The sequence below is a fragment of the Alteromonas sp. KC3 genome (assembly GCF_016756315.1).
Lineage (GTDB): Bacteria > Pseudomonadota > Gammaproteobacteria > Enterobacterales > Alteromonadaceae > Alteromonas.
In genome coordinates this window covers 4,039,906-4,061,829 of record NZ_AP024235.1, presented here as the reverse complement: position 1 = coordinate 4,061,829, position 21,924 = coordinate 4,039,906, and the positions used below count along the sequence as shown (strand labels likewise).

Annotated in this window: 19 protein-coding genes; 9 read left to right on the top strand and 10 right to left on the bottom strand. The window is 45.6% G+C overall.

The features are described from left to right. Nucleotides 1–13: 13 nt before the first annotated feature. Nucleotides 14–151, bottom strand: coding sequence for a hypothetical protein (locus tag JN178_RS17925; protein WP_202262683.1), 138 nt, complete (start codon nt 149–151; stop codon nt 14–16). 93 nt (nt 152–244) lie between these two features. On the opposite strand from JN178_RS17925, the gene JN178_RS17920 reads away from it, so the two are divergent. From JN178_RS17920 to JN178_RS17905, 4 genes are all read left to right on the top strand, one after another. After that, the gene (locus JN178_RS17920; RefSeq protein WP_159627631.1) at nt 245–1,915 is read left to right on the top strand and encodes a carbon starvation CstA family protein; all 1,671 of its coding nucleotides are present in this window, start codon (nt 245–247) and stop codon (nt 1,913–1,915) included. 244 nt (nt 1,916–2,159) lie between these two features. Next, nucleotides 2,160–3,296 (top strand): SO_0444 family Cu/Zn efflux transporter, encoded by a 1,137-nt coding sequence (locus JN178_RS17915; protein WP_202262682.1) that lies wholly within the window; start codon nt 2,160–2,162, stop codon nt 3,294–3,296. Between the two features lie 122 nt (nt 3,297–3,418). Then, nucleotides 3,419–4,501, top strand: coding sequence for a CNNM domain-containing protein (locus JN178_RS17910; RefSeq protein WP_159627627.1), 1,083 nt, complete (start codon nt 3,419–3,421; stop codon nt 4,499–4,501). A 66-nt stretch (nt 4,502–4,567) separates the two neighbouring features. Then, nucleotides 4,568–5,734 (top strand): energy transducer TonB, encoded by a 1,167-nt coding sequence (locus tag JN178_RS17905; RefSeq protein ID WP_202262681.1) that lies wholly within the window; start codon nt 4,568–4,570, stop codon nt 5,732–5,734. Here JN178_RS17905 and JN178_RS17900 read toward each other — a convergent pair. The 6 genes from JN178_RS17900 to pdsR all read right to left on the bottom strand — a co-directional run bounded on the left by JN178_RS17900 (nt 5,731) and on the right by pdsR (nt 13,808). Then, entirely contained in the window at nt 5,731–6,936 is a 1,206-nt protein-coding gene (locus JN178_RS17900; protein ID WP_232369611.1) for an outer membrane beta-barrel protein, read from the bottom strand. The two genes, JN178_RS17905 and JN178_RS17900, sit on opposite strands and share 4 nt — an antisense overlap. 23 nt (nt 6,937–6,959) lie before the next feature. Continuing rightward, nucleotides 6,960–7,613 carry a methylamine utilization protein gene (locus JN178_RS17895; protein ID WP_202262679.1) on the bottom strand — a complete coding sequence of 218 codons (654 nt, stop codon included), beginning with the start codon at nt 7,611–7,613 and terminating at the stop codon, nt 6,960–6,962. A 137-nt stretch (nt 7,614–7,750) separates the two neighbouring features. Next, nucleotides 7,751–8,431 (bottom strand): Fe2+-dependent dioxygenase, encoded by a 681-nt coding sequence (locus JN178_RS17890; protein ID WP_202262678.1) that lies wholly within the window; start codon nt 8,429–8,431, stop codon nt 7,751–7,753. Nucleotides 8,432–8,459: 28 nt separating this feature from the next. Then, on the bottom strand, nt 8,460–10,766 hold the full coding sequence (locus JN178_RS17885) for a TonB-dependent receptor (protein ID WP_159627617.1): 2,307 nt from the start codon (nt 10,764–10,766) through the stop codon (nt 8,460–8,462). A gap of 135 nt (nt 10,767–10,901) precedes the next feature. Next, nucleotides 10,902–13,073 (bottom strand): proteobacterial dedicated sortase system histidine kinase, encoded by a 2,172-nt coding sequence (pdsS, locus tag JN178_RS17880; RefSeq protein WP_202262677.1) that lies wholly within the window; start codon nt 13,071–13,073, stop codon nt 10,902–10,904. A 45-nt stretch (nt 13,074–13,118) separates the two neighbouring features. Then, nucleotides 13,119–13,808 (bottom strand): proteobacterial dedicated sortase system response regulator, encoded by a 690-nt coding sequence (gene pdsR, locus JN178_RS17875; RefSeq protein WP_202262676.1) that lies wholly within the window; start codon nt 13,806–13,808, stop codon nt 13,119–13,121. Nucleotides 13,809–14,071: 263 nt separating this feature from the next. On the opposite strand from pdsR, the gene pdsO reads away from it, so the two are divergent. Then, on the top strand, nt 14,072–14,842 hold the full coding sequence (gene pdsO, locus JN178_RS17870) for a sortase-associated OmpA-like protein PdsO (RefSeq protein ID WP_202262675.1): 771 nt from the start codon (nt 14,072–14,074) through the stop codon (nt 14,840–14,842). Nucleotides 14,843–14,873: 31 nt separating this feature from the next. Here the strand turns inward: pdsO and JN178_RS17865 are convergent, their stop codons facing one another. Next, on the bottom strand, nt 14,874–15,476 hold the full coding sequence (locus JN178_RS17865; RefSeq protein WP_202262674.1) for a carboxymuconolactone decarboxylase family protein: 603 nt from the start codon (nt 15,474–15,476) through the stop codon (nt 14,874–14,876). Nucleotides 15,477–15,741: 265 nt separating this feature from the next. Between JN178_RS17865 and JN178_RS17860 the strand changes: the two genes are divergently transcribed. From JN178_RS17860 to trmB, 3 genes are read left to right on the top strand one after another with little or no spacing between them, the layout of a single operon-like run. Beyond that, nucleotides 15,742–16,668 carry an ABC transporter ATP-binding protein gene (locus tag JN178_RS17860; RefSeq protein ID WP_202262673.1) on the top strand — a complete coding sequence of 309 codons (927 nt, stop codon included), beginning with the start codon at nt 15,742–15,744 and terminating at the stop codon, nt 16,666–16,668. A gap of 33 nt (nt 16,669–16,701) precedes the next feature. Continuing rightward, nucleotides 16,702–17,517, top strand: a complete 816-nt coding sequence (locus JN178_RS17855; protein ID WP_226433994.1) for an ABC transporter permease — start codon at nt 16,702–16,704, stop codon at nt 17,515–17,517. After that, entirely contained in the window at nt 17,517–18,185 is a 669-nt protein-coding gene (trmB, locus tag JN178_RS17850; protein ID WP_159627605.1) for a tRNA (guanine(46)-N(7))-methyltransferase TrmB, read from the top strand. Before JN178_RS17855 ends, trmB begins: the two co-directional genes overlap by 1 nt. Nucleotides 18,186–18,242: 57 nt before the next feature. Here the strand turns inward: trmB and JN178_RS17845 are convergent, their stop codons facing one another. Beyond that, entirely contained in the window at nt 18,243–18,974 is a 732-nt protein-coding gene (locus JN178_RS17845) for an EAL domain-containing protein (protein WP_159627603.1), read from the bottom strand. Between the two features lie 376 nt (nt 18,975–19,350). Here JN178_RS17845 and panP point away from each other — a divergent pair, with 376 nt between their 5' ends. Next, a complete protein-coding gene (panP, locus tag JN178_RS17840) occupies nt 19,351–20,988 on the top strand; it encodes a pyridoxal-dependent aspartate 1-decarboxylase PanP (RefSeq protein WP_159627601.1) in 1,638 nt (545 codons plus the stop codon). A gap of 73 nt (nt 20,989–21,061) precedes the next feature. Here the strand turns inward: panP and panC are convergent, their stop codons facing one another. Further along, entirely contained in the window at nt 21,062–21,913 is an 852-nt protein-coding gene (gene panC, locus JN178_RS17835) for a pantoate--beta-alanine ligase (RefSeq protein WP_202262672.1), read from the bottom strand. Nucleotides 21,914–21,924: the final 11 nt, after the last annotated feature.

Sequence of the window (21,924 nt, the reverse complement as noted above, 5' to 3'; positions counted from 1 at the left end):
GTTAGACTTTAGTCTAATGCCTGCCGACTAAGCTATTTACATGTTTAAATACGCGACCGAAGTAACCTGCGTCGATGCCAAGTACATAGCATGAGTCGCTATCACTACCACCTACTGTGGTTTCTCTTTTTTGAATCAATCTGATTCCCATGTAAGTTACTGAGGTATTTGCAGTTTGCAGGTAAGACCTTTAGGCACTATAAAGTGGTGTAGTGTTTAGAAAAACAACAAATAGGACGACAGTATGCAGTCTATTGCCATTGTAATACTGGGCATTATTGGAATGATGTTCGGTTGGTTTGTGTATTCGAAATTTATCGCAAATCGCATTTTCAAATTGGATGATAGCTTTGTAACGCCAGCGCACACCGAGCGCGATGGCGTTGATTATGTACCTACCAACAAGGTGGTATTGTGGGGACACCATTTTACCTCTGTAGCCGGAGCTGCACCTATTGTGGGTCCCGCTATTGCAGTGTATTGGGGGTGGGTGCCCGCAGTCTTATGGGTAGTGTTTGGCACCATATTATTTGCTGGCGTGCATGACATGGGGGCGCTCTGGGCCAGCGCCCGTCATAAAGGAAAGTCAATGGGCGCACTATCTGAGAGTGTCATTGGCAAACGTTCTCGCGCCCTATTTATGATTGTTGTATTTCTTGTACTGCTAATGGTAAACGCGGTGTTTGGTGTGGTTATTGCCAATTCTTTTGTGTCTCAACCTAACGCGGTATTCCCAGCATGGACCGCCATTCTTGTGGCGTTGGTAATTGGCCAGTTATTGAAGCGCAACTTCAGTTTAATTCCTTTGTGTATCGTAGGAATTGTGGTGCTTTACGCATCGGTATACGCAGGCAGCTATATTCCATTAAGCCTGCCAGAAACCCTATTTGGTTTAGGCGATAAGGCAAACTGGATCATCATTTTGTTTGTCTATGCCGCTATTGCGTCATTGCTGCCAGTATGGATGCTTCTACAACCACGTGACTTTATTAACGGCATGCAACTGTTAGTTGGGCTCTTCTTGCTATATGGGGCGGTTTTCTTCTCGTTACCTGATATCACTGCGCCGGCATTTAACATGCAAACAGCGGTGGATACACCCAGTATCATACCGTTGCTCTTTGTAACTATAGCATGTGGTGCAGTATCAGGCTTCCACGGCATTGTTTCTTCGGGGACAAGTTCTAAGCAGTTAGATAAAGAAACCGATGCACGTTTTGTTGGCTATTTAGGCGCTATTGGTGAAGGTTCTTTGGCACTTATTACCATAGTCGCAGTGAGCGGCGTAGCCTTTGCTGCGTCACCTGAAGAATGGCATGAAGTCTACAGCCATTTAGGTGCTGGTAGTGTAGGGGCGTTTATTACCGGTGGTGCCAATTTAATTCAACAAGGGTGGGGCTTACCGGTTGATTTTTCCTCAACCATACTGGCTGTAATGGTCGTGCTTTTTGCTGGTACGACGATGGATTCTGGCGTGCGTCTTCAGCGTTACATCATTCAGGAGTGGGGTGATATCTACTCAATAAGCGCGTTGAAAAATGGCGTCGTTGCCACGTTAGTTGCAGTGGGATGTTGTTTGCTGCTTGCGTTTGGCGCTGGTGGTTCATCTGGTAGCGGCGGCATGATCATCTGGCCATTGTTTGGTTCGACTAATCAAATACTGGCAAGTCTAACCTTACTTGTTATCTCGGTTATGCTGATCAAGCTTGGACGCCCTGCGCGTTACACCCTTATTCCAATGGTGTTTGTGTTAGTCATGGCGTTCTTCGCTGGGCTTATAAAGTTAAAAGAGTATTACCTTGCTGAAAACTATCTATTGGTCTTTTTAGATGCAGTGGTACTAATTGTGTCTGTATTGGTCATGCTAGAAGCGTTTTCAGTTGTATCAAAGCTCAAGAAAGAGAAAGACGCGTAAACCGCTTTACTGTTTTCATGGTTGGCCTCGTTATTTGAACATCATTTCGAGAAAGTCAACATTCGGCCAGCGCATCTGCGCTGGCTTTTTTTATATGAAGGTTATGTCGTTCAGTCAGTAGAAGAGACTTCACGCTAGCAATTTAAGTATGCGGGTTTTTCGCATGGAGTATAATCTGGTAGTATCAAATCAACACTGGCAAGTGAATAAGCAATGTCACTTAATTTAGCCGCTACGAGGTAATATGTCGGAGATTTTTTTGTTAGGTCAAAACTTCTTGGCGCTTTTCATTGAGTCGGCGCCCTGGCTGCTTTTGGGGTTGCTTGTGGCTGGCGTTATGCACGAACTTGTTCCAGTGTCATTCCTTGAAAAGCATATGGGCAATGAGTCATTTTCCTCCATTAGTAAAGCGGCGATTATAGGGGCTCCTCTCCCGCTTTGCTCTTGTGGTGTTATTCCCGCAGCGCTTGGATTGCGCCGAAGTGGCGCATCAAAGCCATCAACCATCTCTTTTTTAGTATCAACACCAGAAACCGGTGTTGATAGCGTGTCGGTGTCATATGCGCTTCTCGGCCCGCTTTACGCCATAATAAGACCAATAACGGCAGTCTTAAGTGCAATTTATGCTGGTGTCATGGTCAGACTCTTTGACAGCGAAGTAAAAGGCGTATCAACAAGCCACTCAACTGAGAGTAGCTGCTGCGCCAGTCACACAAAAGCGCCAGAGCCGACGACAAGTTGCTGTGCAAGTGACAAGGGGCACCAACATCAGGTGTCCCCCACGCCGAGCGTTTCAACAAAACTAAGTCGAGTGGTGAGTTTCGCAAGTGGCAAGTTATTAGAAGATATTGTTGTATGGTTACTAATAGGTTTAGGGTTAGCGGCGGCAATTAAAACTTGGGTGCCCACCGATTTCTTAACGCAGTGGGGAGACGGTCTACTCGCGATGGTGGTCATGGCCGTTATAGGTATTCCAATGTACATTTGTGCCACTGCATCAACCCCGTTAGCGGTAGGCTTTTTGGCCGCAGGGTTATCACCTGGTGCCGTATTGGTATTCTTAATGGCAGGACCTGCTACTAACGTATCGACGATGGGCATGATCAAACAAGAAATGGGCAGCCGCACATTGATGTTGTATCTCTTTAGTGTGATGTCTGCCAGTATCGGGTTTGGCTATGGCTTGAACTATATGGTGAATGCGTTTTCGCTTTTCCACCTCATCAATACACAGAGTCACTTACACGAGCATGGTGGGAATGTGCAAGCCCTGTATGCTGTGTGTGCCATTGTGCTAGCTGCACTTATGTTACGACTGGGCTGGAAAAAGTGGCGTCAAGCACGAGAGCATAAACATGCGCAATCAGCGTGTTGCGGGTAATGTGCTGCAAGTTCTTGTACCACTTTATTGCTCAGTGCCCTTGTATATTATGTGCTGTCACTCATAATAGTTCTTTGCATTTTTTAACAAAACACGCTTTTTAGTGGGTTCGGAAACCATTCATGTTTTTACTTGTTGTGTACGTTTTTATTGCATTGGGCTTTTCATTTCTTTGCTCAATTGCTGAAGCGGTTATTCTTAGTGTTTCATCGGCTTACATCTCGGTGTTAGAAAAAGAAGGGAAGCCAAGTGGTTCGCTGTTACGCGCACAAACTGACAACATCAATACCCCACTTTCAGCCATTTTAACGTTAAACACCATTGCCCACACCATGGGGGCAGCGGGCGCTGGTGCACAAGCGGCGGCGGTGTTCGGTGAAGCCTATTTAGGGGTTATTTCAGCCGTACTTACCTTACTGATTTTAGTATTTTCTGAGATCATCCCGAAAACGCTGGGGGCGACATACTGGCGTTCGCTAGCGCCTGCAACGGCTTACTTCTTAAAGTATCTGTCGATGGTACTTAAACCATTTGTGAAAATGTCAGAGCTTTTAACCCGAAGCTTTAAAGAAGATAGTCCACTTCGTGGCCTAAGCCGAAGCGAACTACACGCAATGGCAGAGTTGTCGGGTCAAGAAGGCCAATTGGCCAATCACGAAGCAGCATTTTTACAGAGTTTACTAAGTTTGCATGAGCTGAAAGTAAAAGACGCAATTACCCACAGAACAGCGCTTTTTTCAGTGTCAGAATCAACAACGGTGGAAGCCTTTTTCCACAAGCACGCTAATATTGAGTTTTCACGTATTCCTGTTTATGAAGATAACGACTCAGAAAACATAACGGGTTTTGTCATGCGATCCGATTTACTGGTCGCCCAGGCGCGAGGCAATACTGACAAGCCGCTATCTGAATATGCGAAAGACATGGTAACGGTACTTAATACCATGCCGCTAAGTGTGACTTTCGATCATTTCATCAACAAGCATGTTCATATGTTATTGGTGGTGGATGAGTATGGTGGTTTAGAAGGGGTTTTAACCTTAGAAGATTTGCTAGAAAGGTTACTGGGTGTAGACATTGTAGATGAGAAAGACACCACAGTGAGTATGCGACGTTTAGCGAAAATGATGACTAAACGCAAAGAGCAAATGATGATTAAAAACGTACCCGATGCATCTTTTGAACAACAGAGTAAAAAGCGTTAAATTAACACTATAATTTCACGATGGGTAAGTGACTACCCTGTCGGTATTTATTAAGGACAATACGCCATGAAAGAAAATACACCTCACTCGTTACACAAACACAACACGCCTCGTCGTCGGTTGTTTGCCCCTTCACTGCTATTCACAAGCCTGCTGCTTTCGGGTTTAGCTAGCGCACAAGAATTAAGCGTGCCGTGCGATGAGTTAGAAGAAAAAGTTAAAGCGAACACATCAGATGATGAAGTGAAGCGTATAACGGCATTTCAGCCTGCAAAAACGCTTAAGCGCATAAACCCTGAATACCCAGTAGAGGCAGCAAGGCGTGGCCAAGAAGGGTGGGTTAAAATGAGCTATGTGATTGACGAAGATGGGCATGTACAAGACCCTGTCGTAGATGACTTTAGTGGTAACCGAGCCTTTAAGCGCAAAGCGCTAAACGCTATTAAACGTTGGACTTTTGAGCCTGCGATGAAAAATGGCAAACCAACTCAGCAATGCCATCAAGCGGTACAATTTGATTTTTTGATGGGTGGAAAACCCGGTGCAACGCGCGATTTTATTAGAGCGTATAAAGACGTTGATGCTATATACCAGCAAGGAAAATACGCAGAAGCTAACGCAGCACTTAAAGACTTGCACAATCAAGATAATCTAAATCGCTATGAGAATGCATGGTTATGGAATATGGATGCGCTTATAGCCAGTGGTTTAGAAGATTGGCAGCGAGAGCTAAATAGTTTCGCGCGTATGCTGCCTAGCAATAGAAGCGTCGACGGCAAACACAGTGTGTTTAGTGACAATCATATTGCTTTTGTGCATCAACGAATGGTGATATTAGCCAGCAAGTTAGGGCTGTATGCTGATGCGCAAACATACTACGAGCGCCTTCAAGAGATGGACAATCAACAAGAGCGTTTAAGTGAAATTACGCCGCTTATTGCTAAAGTGCGCGAACATATCGATTCAGACAGCGCTATTCAAGTTGAAGTAACCATCGACGAACGTGGAAATTGGTTTCACACCCTTGTCAGAAATCAATTCGCGTTTGACGGTATTGAAGGTGAGTTAGACACAGTTGAAGTACGATGTGAATCGCACCGCGAAAAATTCACCGTAGCAGAAAATCACATTTGGAACATTCCGAAAAGTTGGGGGCAGTGTAGGGTACTTGTTGAAGGGCAAGAGAACGCTGCCTTTAACCTTATTGAAGTCGCGCAGTCGACGTCTTCCTAGAATTTTAATGTTAAGGCAACCTGAAGCAAATTTTCGGTGTAAGTGGTTTGACTTTGAAAGAATGCCAGGTTGTCTTGCTTACCTTTGTTGGTTTGCCATTCCCCAGTAACAGCCATGTGTTCGCTCAGGTCGTAGCGGGCACTTAGTGTCAATGCGTAACCACTGCTGTCGTTCGGGTCGTACATTGTGTCGTCGCGATCAATCACTTGATACCAGTCTGCGCGTCCGGCGAAGGTAAATTGTTCAAAGGCATAAGCGACAGCGGCATAAGCACTAACAAAATCGTTGTTAACAATATTGCTCCCCATCAGTGTGTTGCCATACAAAAATTGTGAGAACAGCGTTAGGTCTCGATTGGCCATATAACGAAGCGTGAGTGAGTGAAAGCGGGTGTGCCACGCATAAATTCTATCTGGATCTAATTGCGTTGGATCAGCATTATTATCGTAGTAGTAGTATTTCAGCTCGGCATTGCGCTTATGCGCAATATGCGCCCCTACATAGTACCCAAAGCGAGTATCAATCTCGCGAAAAGGATCTGTCCAAGCGGGGGCATTAAGTCCACTGTCATTGACCACCCAAGGGATTGGGGCAAAGTTAACACGGTCATTTAGCAACGATTGTCGATCATGCAATGCGAATCCGCGCCATGACAGTAAAGTACCCGTAGTATCATTGCCCTTAAAAATACTGCCAAGTACTTTCCACGACCAGTTACTGCGCACCTGTCTGCCATTTTGTCGAAGACTTACTTCAATGCCGCCAGTGCGAAGCTCTTCGCCAATCCAGCTATTAATCGCAGAATTAGTCAAAAAATGAGGTGAAAGCCATCCACTATCCGTGTTCTCAGCGGATAATGACGGATAGAACATACCTATTTTCACTTCTGGTTTAATACTGGATGCACTTAAAGGGCGATACTTTGCATACAATTGTGAAATGCCTGCACGTCGCTCACCATCGCTATAAGCGTTCAGAACACCGGCAATAAACCAGTCATTCGTCAATTGATGTTCAGTTGAAAGCATTGCTTGAGACAGGTGTATGCCGTCACCGTCAAATCGCTGGTGGCTTACACCATGCTGCTGAAAGCTTGCGGTATTGTCTTGCGCGCTTAAGGTAGTGCGCAGCAGCACGTCTGTTTTGGCAAACCCTGTTACCGAATACGCTGTAAACACAATTCCCGCAACCAGCTTAATCACGTTAAATCTCGCCTTAAAACGCATTAATAGTCGCCAAAACCTGAGTCGAATCCGTCGTCAACGGGAATAGATTGGTTCAGTTGCCATGTCACTGTGCTTGTTTCGGTTATTGAAAGACGTTGAGCCGGAAGTGCCTTTTCGCCATCAATTAACGGATGCCAAAAACGCACACGGTATTCACCTTTAGGAAGTTGTACCGATACCATCCCCGACGCATCTGTTTTACCGAAAAACGGGGAATCTGAAACCACAATATAGCCCAACATCCAATCGTGGATGTTACAGCCAATATCGACAACACCCGCGGAGTCAAACCTAAGCGGCTCGGCATTAAACTCTTTGTACAGTTTTAGTTCGAACTGCTTGGCAGGGGAAAACGAGTAAACGTGATGAAATAGGTTATCCGCATTGGGAAAAGATATATCGGTACCCGCTTTTACCACTAGCACGTGGGGCACAAACTGCTTGTTAATTTGATTCATAACAGCCGGTGGCTGTTTAGGAATATATTTCGCGTCTACTTGAAACTGAGGTTCAAAAATGAACACGCCATCATTAACGTCTAACGATGCACTGTCAGTGAGTTTGATTGTTAACGCTGCACTGTCGTTGGCTATTGTAGTCTTACTAAAACAAGCAAGTACGCTAAAAATAATTATTATTAAACGCTTATTCATTTCATCGCCATATTAGAATAGTGAATTAGGTGCATGTACAGACACACCCTAAGACTAACCTACATTCTATAAAAAGACCTTAACTGGCGACGAATAATTTCATGTAATGCGAACAGTCGCTTATTTCACTGCCTTGGCTACACCACAGAAAACTTTCGGATAAGGTTATGGTAAACGTGATGAAGGTTATCTAGTTGCTCGCGATTCGCATTGCTGTCGTTGATGAGCGACTGAATACTTTGGTCAAGTTGAAATAGCGTTTCCCGCATTTGCTGGTCGCTGACCATACTTTGCATCCAAGTGATTGCTGCAATGCGCTCACCTTTCGTAACAGGAGTGACTTTGTGTAGGCTAGAAGAGGGATATAAAATGGCGCTGCCTGCCTCGCAACGAATACGCTGTTCGCCAAATCCGGTTTGGATAACAAGTTCACCGCCTTCGTATTCATAAAGGTGCGACAAAAACACTGTCATTGACATATCACTGCGCAAAACATCGGCTGAGTTAGGTAGGCGCATAATGGCTGCATCGACATGGTAGCCATAGGTTTGCGTTTCGCTGTAGCGATTAAAGCAAGGTGGAAAAATGCGTTGAGGCAGCGCGCCAGCAACCACTTTTGGGTGGTTGCCGAGCTTGCCCAAAAGCACATTAGCAAGTTGCATAACGCGCGGGTGTTGGGCGTCTGCCTGACCGTTATTTTTGACACTTGCCGCCATACCCATCGCCGTTTCTTTACCGTCGTTAAATGGCACTTCAGCTAAGTTTGCACGAAACTGTGCGACCTCATCAACTGACAATAGGTTTTCAATAACAATCATTTTTCAACGCTTCTTGTTGCTGTGTTAATTAAAACTCGTAGCTCAATGTACCAGTGATATTTCTACCATCACCGATATACATGAACGAGCCCGAGCGATACGCTGCAGTCCAATACTCTTTATCAAATAGGTTGCCAACGTTTACGCGGAAAGTCAGCGATTCAGAGTAATAGTAATTTGCAAACAGGTTCACTACTTCATAGTCAGGAACCACAATTGAGTACTCGCCTGTCTCAGCATTAAAGCCTGCCGCCGTATCAGGTTGACCGCCAAACATTTCTGACTGATAGCTGTAGTCACCACCAAACGCGAATTTCTCGCTTGGCTGGTAGCGCATTTGAATGTAGAAGCTTTCGTCGGCAAAGTTACTCAGTGCTAGACCAATGTTGTCTTCGTTGTAAGACTTCAGGATTTCAGAGTCCATAAATGCAGCTGATGCTTGAATGCTAAGCTTATCAGTAATATCGCCACTTAATCCAAATTCAATACCTTCAACGCGGTTTTCACCGGTATTAAGCGTCCCAAGTGTTGAGTACGAATCGCCCACACTTTCATGTACATCACTTTTAGTAATTCTAAATAGCGCAGCATTGGCGACTAACTTTTCATCGAATAAAGACCACTTGGTACCTAGTTCAAGGTTTTCTACCTGCTCTGGGTCGGCTTGTGCTGCTTGCTCAGGCGTTCCACAAAGACCGCCGTAGCCACAGTTTGCACCAAGATCTGATTCACCACCGTTGATATTGGTTGCTGTGCTGTATGAGGCATAAAGGTTACCGTGTTCAGTAAGTTCGTATACCAAACCGATATGACCGTTGTACAGATCATCTTCAAATGCATAAAGCTGATCGCCGCCACGACCTGATGTTGCATTGGTATAGTCGTAGCTGTCTGCGCGAAGACCGAAGAATACGTCAAACTTATCGGTAAGCTCAAACATATCCATTACGTAAAAGGAGTAGGTTTCAATATCGTAAAGCGCATCGGCATCGCCACGGGTATAACTTCTTCCCATTAGACCGCCAATGTTGTCAACGGCATCGCCATTGCCATCAAGAATACAGTAGCTTTCAGAAACACCGCGACGCCCGCCTACAAGGCAATTTGTGGGGTTGTTATTTTGTACACTGAAAACGCCGTTATCTACCGACTCGTCGGTGTACTCAAAGCCAAATACCAAGCGGTGGTCAACACCTAAGAACGGCGTATCCCAGAATAAATTGAATTGGGTGGTCACATAGTCTACATCCTGCCAGCCTTGGTGGGTGCTAAGAGATAACGTGTAAGCACCAGGCGCATCAGGATCGGTTGCGTCACGATTAGTACCACGCATTCCCGTTGTAATATATTCGTTTTCCGTTTTGCCAAAGCGCGTCGCATTGTAAAAACGCAAATTATCACTGATATCGTATTCGGTGCGCAGCGTAAACGTAGTGACTTCTGAATTCAGGAAGTCTTCGTCTTGTGCATATACCGGAATATCTTCAAGTGGATGGCCTGCATCACGGTCGTAGTAGCTGCCTAAATCTGGCTTGTCTTCAGCGTTTAGGTAGTAAATGTCGCCCGTAAATGACAAACGATCTGTAGGTTGATTTACATATGAAAGCTGAATACCGTCGCGGTCACGCTCAATGCCCTCGCGGCCCGGTTTGTCTTCTGAAGAGGTCAGCGCATTTAGGCGTACTGCACTGGTTTCTGTGAGGGTTTTATTCAAGTCAACGGTTAGGCGTGTGTGCTCGTCTGTACCGACTGCGGCATCGACACGCCCAAAGTTGTACGCTGTTGAAGCTTTCTTTGTTATTGAGTTTACCGCGCCACCTGATGAACCGCGCCCTGCAAAGGTTGAACTTGGGCCTTTAGTAATTTCAACGCGCTCTGTTGCAAAGCTCTCTCGAGTAGTCATACCTGGGTCGCGAAGTCCATCTACAAACACGTCACTACGCGCCTCGTGGCCACGAATAATGTAGCGGTCACCAAAAGCATTACCATTCTCACCTGTACCTAGGGTTACACCCGCTTGTGCTTGTAAGATGTCTTTTAAGTCGGTTCTTCCACTTTCTTGGATTTGGTCTTGGGTAAGAACGCTAATGGTTTGTGGTGTATCTACAAGATCGGCCAATCGACGAGGATCGCCAGACTTGTTGTAACGGTAAATAGACTGCTGAACACCGTGAATACGAATTAGCTCAATGGCCTCATCGGTTGTTGCTTCGCATTGTGCCGCAGTAGACTCGGTGCACTTGTCTGTGGTTTCTTGCGCAAATACTGCCGTATTGCCAAACGCCAAAGCAGCAGCAATAGTTTGTGCTCCCATGGTTAGTTTTCTGTTTTTCATTGTGTCTTCCTGAGTGTGTGTAAGGACGACGAAGTGTAGGGAAAGAATAATTTAATGTAAATATAAATGATAACAGTTCTCATTTATATTAAATGAAAGGACCTTTCATAATTGCTTAAGGTTGATGAAATTTTGCTAAATAGCTGGAAAGGACGCAGTCACCACAACGCCCGATTTGTCACTTTTATCATCGAGCGATAACGTGCCCTTGTGGAATACCATGATTATATTGGCTATATAAAGACCAAGGCCTAAATGTGGAGATTGCGCTGCATTTTGTACATCATTTTCTTTCCTCACAGAAACCATCGACTGCAATAATTGCGTCTTCATGCCCTGTGGAAGAAGTGGGCCGGGATTACTCACACGTAACACAACACGCTTGTCTTTTTTCTCAACACAGACATCAATAGTGTCGCTATCTCGGCTAAAGTCCACGGCGTTTGAAATGATTTTATCGAATAGCTGGGCAACAAGTTCAGGTGACCCGTTTATATTCAGTGCAGATTCTGGCGCCTGAAAAGTCCATTGTCTGTGCGCATAAGTATGACGGTAGCCTTCAATGCAACCACCAATGACCTTTACCAAATTAAATGGCTCTAGGTCTTCCTGTGCAATAGCGTGTTCCAATCGTGTGGCTTCACTCATGCTATTTAAAATGGTACTTAGCCGATTTACGCCTGACTGCGCACGCTCTACAAAAATAGCTTGTTGCTGTGAATCATCAACGTGAGAGAGCATATCAAGTGATGACTTCACTACTGCAATGGGAGTGCGAAGTTCGTGAGACAATCGCGAGGCCATATTTTCTAGATATGAATTGTATTGTTGTAGACGTGAGAGCACATCCGAGAATGAGCGTGACAGATCACCAATTTCATCACGCTGGGTAGAAGTGGGTAGCGTTCCGACTATCTTGCCATTGTCATCGATAACGGCTTCGGTATTGTCGCGCAGTGCACGGATACGACTTGAAATACGGCTAGCAAAAAGAAGTAGGCCTAGTGTGCCAAGTAACATCACTGCCAATATAACGTGGAATAGCTGTTCGAGGGCGCGATTACGCAGGGTGCGAATACCATTGGTCGTTTGCTCTACAATGACGGCGCCCATCACATTACCGTCAATAAATATGGGGTAAGCCGCTGACAAAATGATGGCTTTGTTGTCAGGAGATAAACGCCACAATGAATCCGGCTGGCCGTTAAGTGCGGTGCCTAAATCTTGCCCCACTAGGGCATAAGCGTCGTCAAGTTCGTCAATGAAGTCAGCTGGGGGGCGGGTTAATATCTGATAATAAATAGGAAGTAACCACTCACTTTCAAACCACTCCCATGCAGCAATGGTCGATGTTTCTTGTGGGGTTACTTCGATGCCCGTTGCAGATTGGATATCACCAGCACGGGCGAGCACACGCTTGTGCTTATCAACTACCCATACCCGTGAGTCTGCGTATTTTAACCCAGCAAGAATACGCTCAATTTCTGGTGAAGGGGTAATGACTGTGCCTAACTCTTTCAGTGCCTTTGTATTGGCTGTACCAATGGCATATTGAGTTTGGCGCGAGACAGGGTCATCCACATCGACAATCGAAAACGCTAAGCCACCTGTGGTCATCGACAGTGGAAATCGCAGTTCAATATTGTAGCCGTTTGCCGTTTCTTGCCAGCGTCCTTGAATAGATAATGCATTCTCCACTGCCCGCGTTGTGTTTGTTGAGCTTGCAAGTTTGTAAGCATTCACCCATCCGCTTTCGTAGGGGGCCACAACATAGCGAGCAAGTGTACCTTGCGCTGTCTCCATGCCAATAAGAAGGTGATCGCCCGTTTCAACGCTTAAGCTGTTGGGTTCACGCCACAACAGCGTATCGTCAGAGACTTCAAACATGGCATAAAGAAATTGACCGTATCGCCCAACCATGTGCTGAAAAGAAAGACTAACGGGTTCGCCTTGGTTACCTTGATAGTATTCAATCACTTCTTGGCTGCCGTAAGTGCCGATGAGTTCGTTCACTTGCTGCCAATCGTTTAACTCTCCGTCCAAACGAATAGGAGAGGGAATGGGCGGCGCGTATAAATCGGTTCCTGGCCTTACGTCTTGCAAATAGGCCGATTGACTGTCAAAAAGAGCAGGGCGTTCATGAAGTGCTGTGGCAACGGCACGCGCCGTGCCAATCATGGTTTGCTCTTGACCGTTCCTTAAGTACTGTTCCAGCTCCCACACATACTTGTAGCCCAAATAAGGAATGGTAAATAAAAATAACGACAGCACTAACAGCTGCAAGCGTATGGAAAAGCGAAACCGCATTAAAGAGTCCTAATCACTGAACACCCATTCTATTGCATTTAAACGCTATAGCTGCCAACGATAACCCATACCATAAACAGTATCGATGTGGTCAAAACGCGGGTCCAGTTGAACAAACTTTTTGCGCATACGCTTAATGTGCGACGTAATGGTGGTATCGTCCACCACCATCCGAGACTCGTCCATTAATTGTTGTCGACTTTTTACGTGCCCCGGTCGTTTGATAAGCGCATGTAGCATCCAAAACTCAGTTACCGTCAGTAAGACAGGTTGATTTTGCCAGCTCACTGTCATTCTCGAGACATCCACTTTTAGATCACCCACTTTCAATTCATCTTTTTGATCTGTAGGAGCCGACAATAAATCAGTGCGACGAAACAGCGCGGCAATACGCGCTAAAAGATGTGCCATGCTAATGTCTTTGGTGAGGTAGTCATCTGCCCCCATGCGCAAGCCACTAATGGTATCGACATCATTGTCTCGTGCAGTAAAGAAAATGATGGGTAAGGTTTGCGACAACCCGCGAAGCTGTTGGCACAGCATAAAGCCGCCTTCAATTTCGTCTTTCAGGCCAATATCGATAATCGCTAAATCGGGTAGCGTGTGGCTAAATGCCTGCGCCGCAGATGGTCTATCTTCATAGGCGTTTACGCTATAACCCTGTGCTTTGAGCGCCATAATGTAGTTTTCTCTTATAGCCGCGTCATCTTCTACAAGTGCGATGGTCTTAGGCATACCTGTATCCGTCTTTCATTTTCTGTCTTGGTGAACACTATACCTATGAACCGTCTACTTTGCTTAAGTTCGACATAAAATCCTCAAGAGTGCCTCATTTACGCCATATTTGGCGCTTTACATCACGACATTTCCCCGATTGCACGCTTTTTTTGCCATTTGTAGTTGGTTTACTAACGCTACTGAACACAAACAAAGACTTACCCTTTGCGCTGTGCGTTACCCCAACGACGCACAGCGCCTTTTTAAAAAGAGGAATCACGATGAGAAACAATAAAGCATTAGCCTCAGCAGTACTAATTGCGATGACCACCTTATCAATAAACGCAGCGGCTGCCTCACGTATGGCATCGAGTGGTAGCACGCCTGTCAACATGCAAGCCCAGAAAGAAAAAGAGTCAAAGGCCGCGGCAGTTGGCCTTGGTAGTGGCGTTGTCGTAGGGGCTATCATTGCAGGGCCCGCAGGTGCCGCAGTAGCAGGAATTTTAGGGGCGCTTATTGGGGAAAATGCGGCTCAGGAGACTGCCCTTAACGAATCGCATGCTGAGCTCGCCGAGCTCGCATACGTTCAACAGGAAAACTCAACATTGCGTGAAGAAAATCACGCTATGCAACAGCAACTAATGCTTACTAAGGTTGCCTATGAGGAAGAGTTAAGCCATGCGCCTGCCCCAACATTGAAAAGTAGTATTCAGTTTAAATCCGGCTCTGTTATTGTTGAGCCTGTTTATGGTGACCAGCTCGCCCTCGTAGCCAGAGCGTTAAAAGGCAACGAGAAACTCACTGTTCGTCTTACGGGTCAAGCCGACAAACGCGGTGACTCGCAATTTAATCAAGCGTTGTCGATGCAAAGAGCCCTTAGTGTGAAAAAATATCTAACGGAGCTTGGCGTGGCCAGTGAGCAAATTATGACGGTCGCAGTAGGGGAGTCGCAAAGCATGCAAACTGAACATGAAGGGATATTCTTTGACCGCAAAGTAGAAATGGAAATTGCAGAGCGAGCCCCTGTTTTGATGAGTCAAAACGCTCAATAGCGCTGCAACGTCCAAGTCTTATCAAGGCGGTTTACTTAACGTGTTTACCGCCCGTCCAGCCCCCTTTCGCTAGCACATCGTCACCTAAGGTTTTGGGTGACGATTCTATTTCTGTCGCCATGGAATCATTCCAACGGTTTAGGAAGCCATAGAGGCTGACGGCACCTAAAATTTCGACAATCTCTTGCTCACCCCAGTGCTCACGCATTGCCGCCATTAATGGTGCATCAACAGCGTTAGGTACACTACCTGCAGCCAGCGCAAAATCAAGCGCTACACGTTCTGCTTCAGTATATAGCGGACTCGTTTTATATTCCCACACTGCTGCCACTTTTTCGTCGCTGATACCGTGAATACCTGCCGCTATAAGTGAGTGTGCTTCACAGTACTGACATCCTGCGGCACGGCTGGCGAAGTGAGCGATAAGGCGTTTAAAGCCGCCATCCACAACACTGCCCTCACCCATAACGCCCTTGGTTAATGCAGCAAAGCCCTTTACCATTTCGGGTTTGCGTTGCATGGTCAAAAGACTGTTTGGGATAAACCCCAAAATATCGATAAACACAGCAAAGTCATCAGCTAGTTCAGGTGTAGTCTCAGGTGGAAGTGGATTTAAAAGTGGGTCCAGTGACATCGGCAATTCCTTCGTTGTTATTCTACAAGGGGCTTGAAAAGCACACTTTTTGTACCCACATACCTTGCTGTATTTAATCGTTAAAAACAATCGCTAGATCGCGCGCGTATTCTATAAGCAGTAAGTTTTACGTTACACTTAAACGCTTAAGACACGAACCGTAAAGATCAACACAGTCCTACCTCATCGCTAGGGTAATGGCTGTCGACGTCGCGATAGTATCTCACCACGGCTAACAGGCTGTGACCAATAACACAGGCAAATCATGAAAGCGTTGGATATTAAAGGGTTAACGAAAACCTATAAGGGTGGCGTTCAGGCACTTAAAGGTGTCGACTTGTCGGTAGAACAAGGCGATTTCTTTGCATTACTGGGTCCCAATGGGGCGGGCAAGTCGACCACTATTGGCATTATCAGCTCATTGGTGAATCAGTCACAAGGGAGCGTCTCTGTTTTTGGTTACGATCTTACTTCACAAAAAGAGCTCGCCAAAGCTTGTATTGGTCTTGTCCCTCAAGAATTTAATTTCAACCAGTTCGAAACGGTTCTGCAAATTGTGCTTAATCAAGCGGGTTACTATGGTGTGCCTCGAAATATCGCGAAAGAGCGTGCGAAAAAATATCTGGCACAATTAGATTTGTGGGAAAAACGCGATGCACGAGCACGAGAATTGTCAGGTGGTATGAAACGCCGCTTAATGATTGCACGTGCGCTTATGCATGAGCCGAAACTGCTGATTCTTGATGAGCCAACAGCAGGTGTTGATATTGAAATTCGCCGCTCGATGTGGGGATTTTTAGAAGAGATAAACCGTCAAGGTATTACCATTATTCTTACCACACATTATCTTGAAGAAGCTGAAATGCTGTGCCGCAACATTGCCATTATCAACAAGGGTACTATTGTGGAAAATACCAGTATGAAGGCGTTGCTTGCCAAACTGAGCTTAGAAACCTTTGTGCTCGATATCAAAGTACCTGAAGGCACGAGAGCCCCTGAACTTTCAGGCTTTGAGTATCGCTTATTAGACGACCATACGCTGGAAGTCGATGTGGAAAAAACGGAAGGGCTCAACCCTGTCTTTACCCAATTAAGTGAGCAAGGCGTACAAGTAATGAGTATGCGCAACAAATCCAACCGATTAGAAGAGCTGTTTGTACGTCTCGTAGAGTCTGCTAAACAAGCGGGCTAGGCCTGATGTGAATAACAAATACGGTAAATGACAGTGAAAACAGAAACCACAGACATGAATACACAAGACAATACAAGCTGGATAAAGCAAAACTATGTCGCTTTAACCACTATTTGGATAAAAGAATGCACGCGCTTTTTGCGCATTTGGGTGCAAACTCTGGTGCCGCCGGCTATCACAATGAGCCTTTATTTCGTCATCTTCGGTAGCCTTATCGGCAACCGAATTGGCGAGATGGGGGGCTTTACTTATATGGAGTTTATCGTACCTGGTCTCATTATGATGTCAGTGATCACAAACTCGTATGCCAATGTGTCATCTTCATTTTTCAGCGCTAAATTTCAACGCAACATTGAAGAGTTACTCGTATCGCCAGTACCTACCTCGGTTATCATCCTTGGTTACGTGGGCGGTGGCGTAGCACGCGCTATCTTGATAGGAATCATTGTGACGCTGGTGTCGCTATTCTTTGTTGATGTCACCATCCATAACCTTGGCATTATTGCGTTAACACTGCTCCTTACTTCTACACTTTTTGCTACCGCAGGTTTAATTAATGCGGTGTTTGCGAAAACCTTTGATGATATTAGCGTGGTGCCTACCTTTGTATTAACGCCACTTACTTACCTTGGTGGTGTGTTCTACTCACTGTCTTTGCTGCCTGAATTTTGGCAATGGGTAAGTAAAGCCAATCCGGTAGTCTACATGGTTAACGGCTTCCGTTACGGTTTTTTGGGCGTCTCTGATGTTAATGTAACCCTGTCTTTAGGTTTGCTAGTTGGCTTTAACGCATTACTTTTCAGCGTGGCGTATTACCTCCTGAAAACGGGTAAAGGTATACGCAGTTAATGGCTAGTGGAAATTCACGAGAAATCACCACCTCTCAGGTAGGTGTGCACGATAAACTTGATGAGCTTGTTACAAAATACCGTACAAGCGAAAACAAACGTCCAGTAAGTGAGCATACACAACGGGCATTTGACGAGGTGAACGACTGGCTTGAGGGCTACGATGGCGAGATTATTCTTGATTCCTGCTGTGGTGTAGGAGAAAGTACGGCTAACCTAGCACAAGCCAACCCTCACGCTCGTATTATCGGTATTGATAAATCAGCATTACGCGTTGATAAGCACGAGCACTACCGCGCGCAACAAAACAACTATCGTGTTATTCGCGCTGATGTGAACGATTTCTGGCGTTTGGTTCAACAGTCAAGTTGGAAGGTTACTCAGCACTTTTTACTGTATCCCAATCCTTATCCTAAGAAAACACAAGTGCAAAAGCGCTGGCATGGCAGTGCCGCTATGGTCGATTTAATGGCAATTACGCCTAATATTGAAGTCCGTAGTAACTGGCTCATTTACCTTATGGAGTTCGCGCAGGCCGCAAAGCATTATGGTTTGATATCTGACCTTAAAGAGGTAACAGGCGAGTTTCATATGACGCCTTTTGAGCGAAAATATCGCGCCAGCGGACAAGCGTGTTGGCAACTTAATTGCCGAAGCGAAGAAGACTGATAAGTTTAGCGCGAGTCAGTTTGGCGGTAGATAGCGCAACAATGTAACTCAATGCATTTAGTGTCGTTGTTGTGCTTGTCTCACATTCGCCATCGGAGGACTAAATACGTAGCCTTGCGCGTAACGAATAGGCAAGCGTTTTACTCGCTCTAGCAATAATTCATCTTCCACATGCTCCGCAATAACGTTGATACTGTGTTGCTCACACATACCAAGCAAATAGTCGACATACTCTCTCACAGCATCTTGCTCATCGTAGTGACGTATCAATCCGCCCGCCAGTTTTATGCCCCTTACTGGTACACTCATTAATGCGCGAATATTGCCAGGGCATGACCCGACATTATCGATAAATACGCCAAGTCCAGCATGCATACTCTTATCTATAAAGGTCATAAGTTGCTTGGGGTTAGATAAGGCTGTTGATGCGGTAACTTCGATACTCACACGCTCAGGGTTTGGGTAGCTAGCTAAGTGCGTTATCAGCGTGTGGATGAGTTCATCGTTGTGTAAGTCATTGGCGGTTATGTTGATATTCCACGGAATATTTACGTCGCGAAAGTAACTGGCACATTGCACAAACATATTGGCTGCAAGGGTATTTACGTGATGCTCGCGCTCGAGTAAATACAAAAATTCGCTGGGCAAAAAGGTTTTATCGCCCTGAGTGATCAGGCGGGCCAAACACTCATATCGCCACACCCCTTGGCTGTGTAAATCGACAATGGGTTGGAAGTAAGGCACGATGTCATCAATTGTGAATGCTTCAGATATTTCACGTATGGGCATAAACTACCACCCTCGCTTTTTCGTATTTATTCATAAATAAAATATAGCAGCAATGCACGGCGATGCCTGTATAAACGTGAAATAGAATTAAATAGCCTGTCTAGATAGACAAATGCGAGTGCCAAGCACTTGGCGAGAATTGCATTCTGATGTAAAGTGCGTCACCCTGAAAGTATTGTGATAAGTTTTCAGGTTTGGCAACGAATGGACCATGTCAATGCTAAGCTGTCTTGTCTGATTGAACAGAAGTTAACTCGCAGATAAAACAAGGCTAGCGCAAAAGGAAAGTAAGTGTCAGGCCGGTCTCCGACTAAACCGCCTGTTAATTCTGCTGATAGGCAGAATATGTGTATGTTTGATGAGTGAGGTGTGTTGAGTGGGTGAAGCGCAAGTTAGTTTAGAGCACTTGTTTAGGGTCTTTACCAAGCCTGAACACAAAGACTCAAAGCTGGCTCAAATTGAGCAGCATTTATCTGACAACATTCTAGACTTTTTGTCGCAGCATGTTGTTACGAAAAAGACATCGCTTGAAGAAATTGAAAAAGACTTCTCAGACTCGAAAGTGCCTGAGTCGCCTGAGTTTGTTTCTACGCATGCAGAAAGCCTTTTGGATAAACTGGTCGCTCACTCGGTAAATACATACTCGCCAACCTTTATTGGTCACATGACCTCTGCACTACCGTATTTTCACCTACCACTGTCTAAGTTGATGGTAGGGCTAAACCAAAACCTTGTTAAAATTGAAACATCGAAGGCCTTTACGCCGCTAGAACGCCAAGTTCTGGGGATGATGCATAACTTGGTGTACGACCAATCTCACGCTTTTTATGAAAAGCACCTTCATAGCGCAGCTCACTCATTAGGAGCGTTTTGTTCTGGTGGTACTATTGCTAACATTACTGCGCTTTGGGTTGCGCGTAATAAGTTGCTAGGCCCTCAAAAAGGGTTTGCAGGTGTCGCTAAAGCAGGGCTTGCGGCAGCTTATCGTTTTCACGATATTAATAATTTAGGAGTAATGTGCAGTAAGCGTGGACATTACTCATTGTCAAAAGCGGTCGATGTACTGGGCTTAGGACGTGAGCAGCTCATTACGCTACCCGCCCCGCAACAAACACTCGACCCAGCCAAAGCGCTACGCGCAGGCAAGCGCTATCAAGAAGAAGGCAATAAGCTACTAGCCATAGTGGGCGTTGGCGGTACGACCGAAACAGGTCATGTGGACCCCCTTGATGAACTTGCCGATGTTGCTAAAGAACTTGGTTGTTGGTTCCATGTCGATGCCGCATGGGGTGGTGCAACGTTGTTTTCGTCGCGCTACCGTGACAGGCTCAAGGGAATTGAACGGGCAGACTCTGTCACCATAGATGCACATAAACAAATGTATGTGCCGATGGGGGCTGGTATGGCGCTGTTCAAAGATCCGCAAAACGCCAATGCCGTAAGACATCACGCTCAGTACATATTGCGTGCTGGCTCTAAAGACCTAGGCGCTACTACACTGGAAGGTTCGCGCAATGGTATGGCGATGATGGTGTATTCAGCGCTGCATATCTTTGGTCGCAAAGGTTACGAACTACTGATTGATAGAAGCATCGATAAAGCCAAAGACTTTGCGCATATGATTGATAAAGCGCAAGACTTTGAGCTTACTACGTCTCCTACATTGTCACTGCTTACTTACCGTGTTTGTCCTATCGAAGTGCAACAAAAACTTAAGCATGTGAATGCAAAAACGCGCAACGCCATTAATGAAAAAATTGATGCATTGGTTGTAGCGGTGCAAAAGCAACAGCGTGAAGCGGGTAAGTCGTTTGTTTCGCGTACACGTTTAGAAGCGCCAGACTACCCGTCGCAATGTATCACCGTATTTCGTGTTGTTCTTGCCAATCCACTGACCAGTCATAACGACCTAGCCGCTATTTTGGCAGAACAGCACCTTATCGCTAAAGAGACGAAAGCGTGGCAAGAACTTATCGATTTTGTCTCAGACGAGCACATACTGGCGTCTGCCTGAACGCCATAAACCAAAAAATAAAAAAGCCCGCTACGCTAATTGTTGTGCGGGCTTTTTTGTATACATAGCGTTATTACACGCGATGTATCTGTAGGTTATCGATAAGACGTGTTTTACCCATGAAGAGGGCTACAACAATGACGATATGTGCGTCATCGGGCATGGCAGGCATAAAGGTTTGCGCATTGACTACTTTAACGTAATCGTTTTTAAAGCCGTGCTGCTCAAGCTCAGAAACTGCAGCGTTTTCAATCGCCAAAAAGTCGGTGTTACCTTCATCAATCGCCGTTTTCATTTGCTGCATCGCTTTATATATTAAGCTTGCAGTGGCCTTTTCTTCAGCGGTTAAATAACCATTGCGCGAACTCATAGCAAGCCCTGATTCTTCTCGCTCAGTGGGGACGCCATGAACCGTTACCGCCATCGAAAGATCGCGCACCATAGTGCGGATAACTTGCAACTGCTGATAGTCTTTTTCACCAAAAAACGCATCGTCTGGCTGTACCATGTTAAATAGCTTACTGACTACGGTTGCAACGCCTCTAAAGTGGCCGGGGCGACTTGCACCGCATAGCACATCTGAAATGCCAGGGACTTCTACATAGGTTTGTACGTCAAGGCCTGCGGGGTACATGTCACTCACGCTTGGAAGAAATACCGCGTCAGCACCATCTGCTATCAACTTAGCCTTATCTTCTTCAATTGTACGCGGGTAGGCATCAAGATCTTCGTTTGCACCAAATTGCATTGGATTAACAAAAATACTCACAATGACTTTGTCGTTGTGTGCTTTTGCGCGCTTTACCAACTTCAAATGGCCATCATGTAAGTTGCCCATTGTGGGTACAAAACCTACGGTTTGCCCACTGCGCTTCCACTGGGTAATTAATTCGCGCAATGATGCAATGCTATCGACAACCTGCATAGTAAAAACCT

Coding starts and splice junctions, on each gene's coding strand:
- JN178_RS17895 (WP_202262679.1), bottom strand. CDS start 7,613: ATGAATAAGCGTTTAATAATAATTATTTTTAGCGTACTTGCTTGTTTT.
- JN178_RS17890 (WP_202262678.1), bottom strand. CDS start 8,431: ATGATTGTTATTGAAAACCTATTGTCAGTTGATGAGGTCGCACAGTTT.
- pdsS (WP_202262677.1), bottom strand. CDS start 13,073: ATGCGGTTTCGCTTTTCCATACGCTTGCAGCTGTTAGTGCTGTCGTTA.
- JN178_RS17925 (WP_202262683.1), bottom strand. CDS start 151: ATGGGAATCAGATTGATTCAAAAAAGAGAAACCACAGTAGGTGGTAGT.
- JN178_RS17915 (WP_202262682.1), top strand. CDS start 2,160: ATGTCGGAGATTTTTTTGTTAGGTCAAAACTTCTTGGCGCTTTTCATT.
- JN178_RS17910 (WP_159627627.1), top strand. CDS start 3,419: ATGTTTTTACTTGTTGTGTACGTTTTTATTGCATTGGGCTTTTCATTT.
- JN178_RS17905 (WP_202262681.1), top strand. CDS start 4,568: ATGAAAGAAAATACACCTCACTCGTTACACAAACACAACACGCCTCGT.
- JN178_RS17860 (WP_202262673.1), top strand. CDS start 15,742: ATGAAAGCGTTGGATATTAAAGGGTTAACGAAAACCTATAAGGGTGGC.
- pdsR (WP_202262676.1), bottom strand. CDS start 13,808: ATGCCTAAGACCATCGCACTTGTAGAAGATGACGCGGCTATAAGAGAA.
- panC (WP_202262672.1), bottom strand. CDS start 21,913: ATGCAGGTTGTCGATAGCATTGCATCATTGCGCGAATTAATTACCCAG.
- JN178_RS17865 (WP_202262674.1), bottom strand. CDS start 15,476: ATGTCACTGGACCCACTTTTAAATCCACTTCCACCTGAGACTACACCT.
- JN178_RS17885 (WP_159627617.1), bottom strand. CDS start 10,766: ATGAAAAACAGAAAACTAACCATGGGAGCACAAACTATTGCTGCTGCT.
- pdsO (WP_202262675.1), top strand. CDS start 14,072: ATGAGAAACAATAAAGCATTAGCCTCAGCAGTACTAATTGCGATGACC.
- trmB (WP_159627605.1), top strand. CDS start 17,517: ATGGCTAGTGGAAATTCACGAGAAATCACCACCTCTCAGGTAGGTGTG.
- JN178_RS17920 (WP_159627631.1), top strand. CDS start 245: ATGCAGTCTATTGCCATTGTAATACTGGGCATTATTGGAATGATGTTC.
- JN178_RS17845 (WP_159627603.1), bottom strand. CDS start 18,974: ATGCCCATACGTGAAATATCTGAAGCATTCACAATTGATGACATCGTG.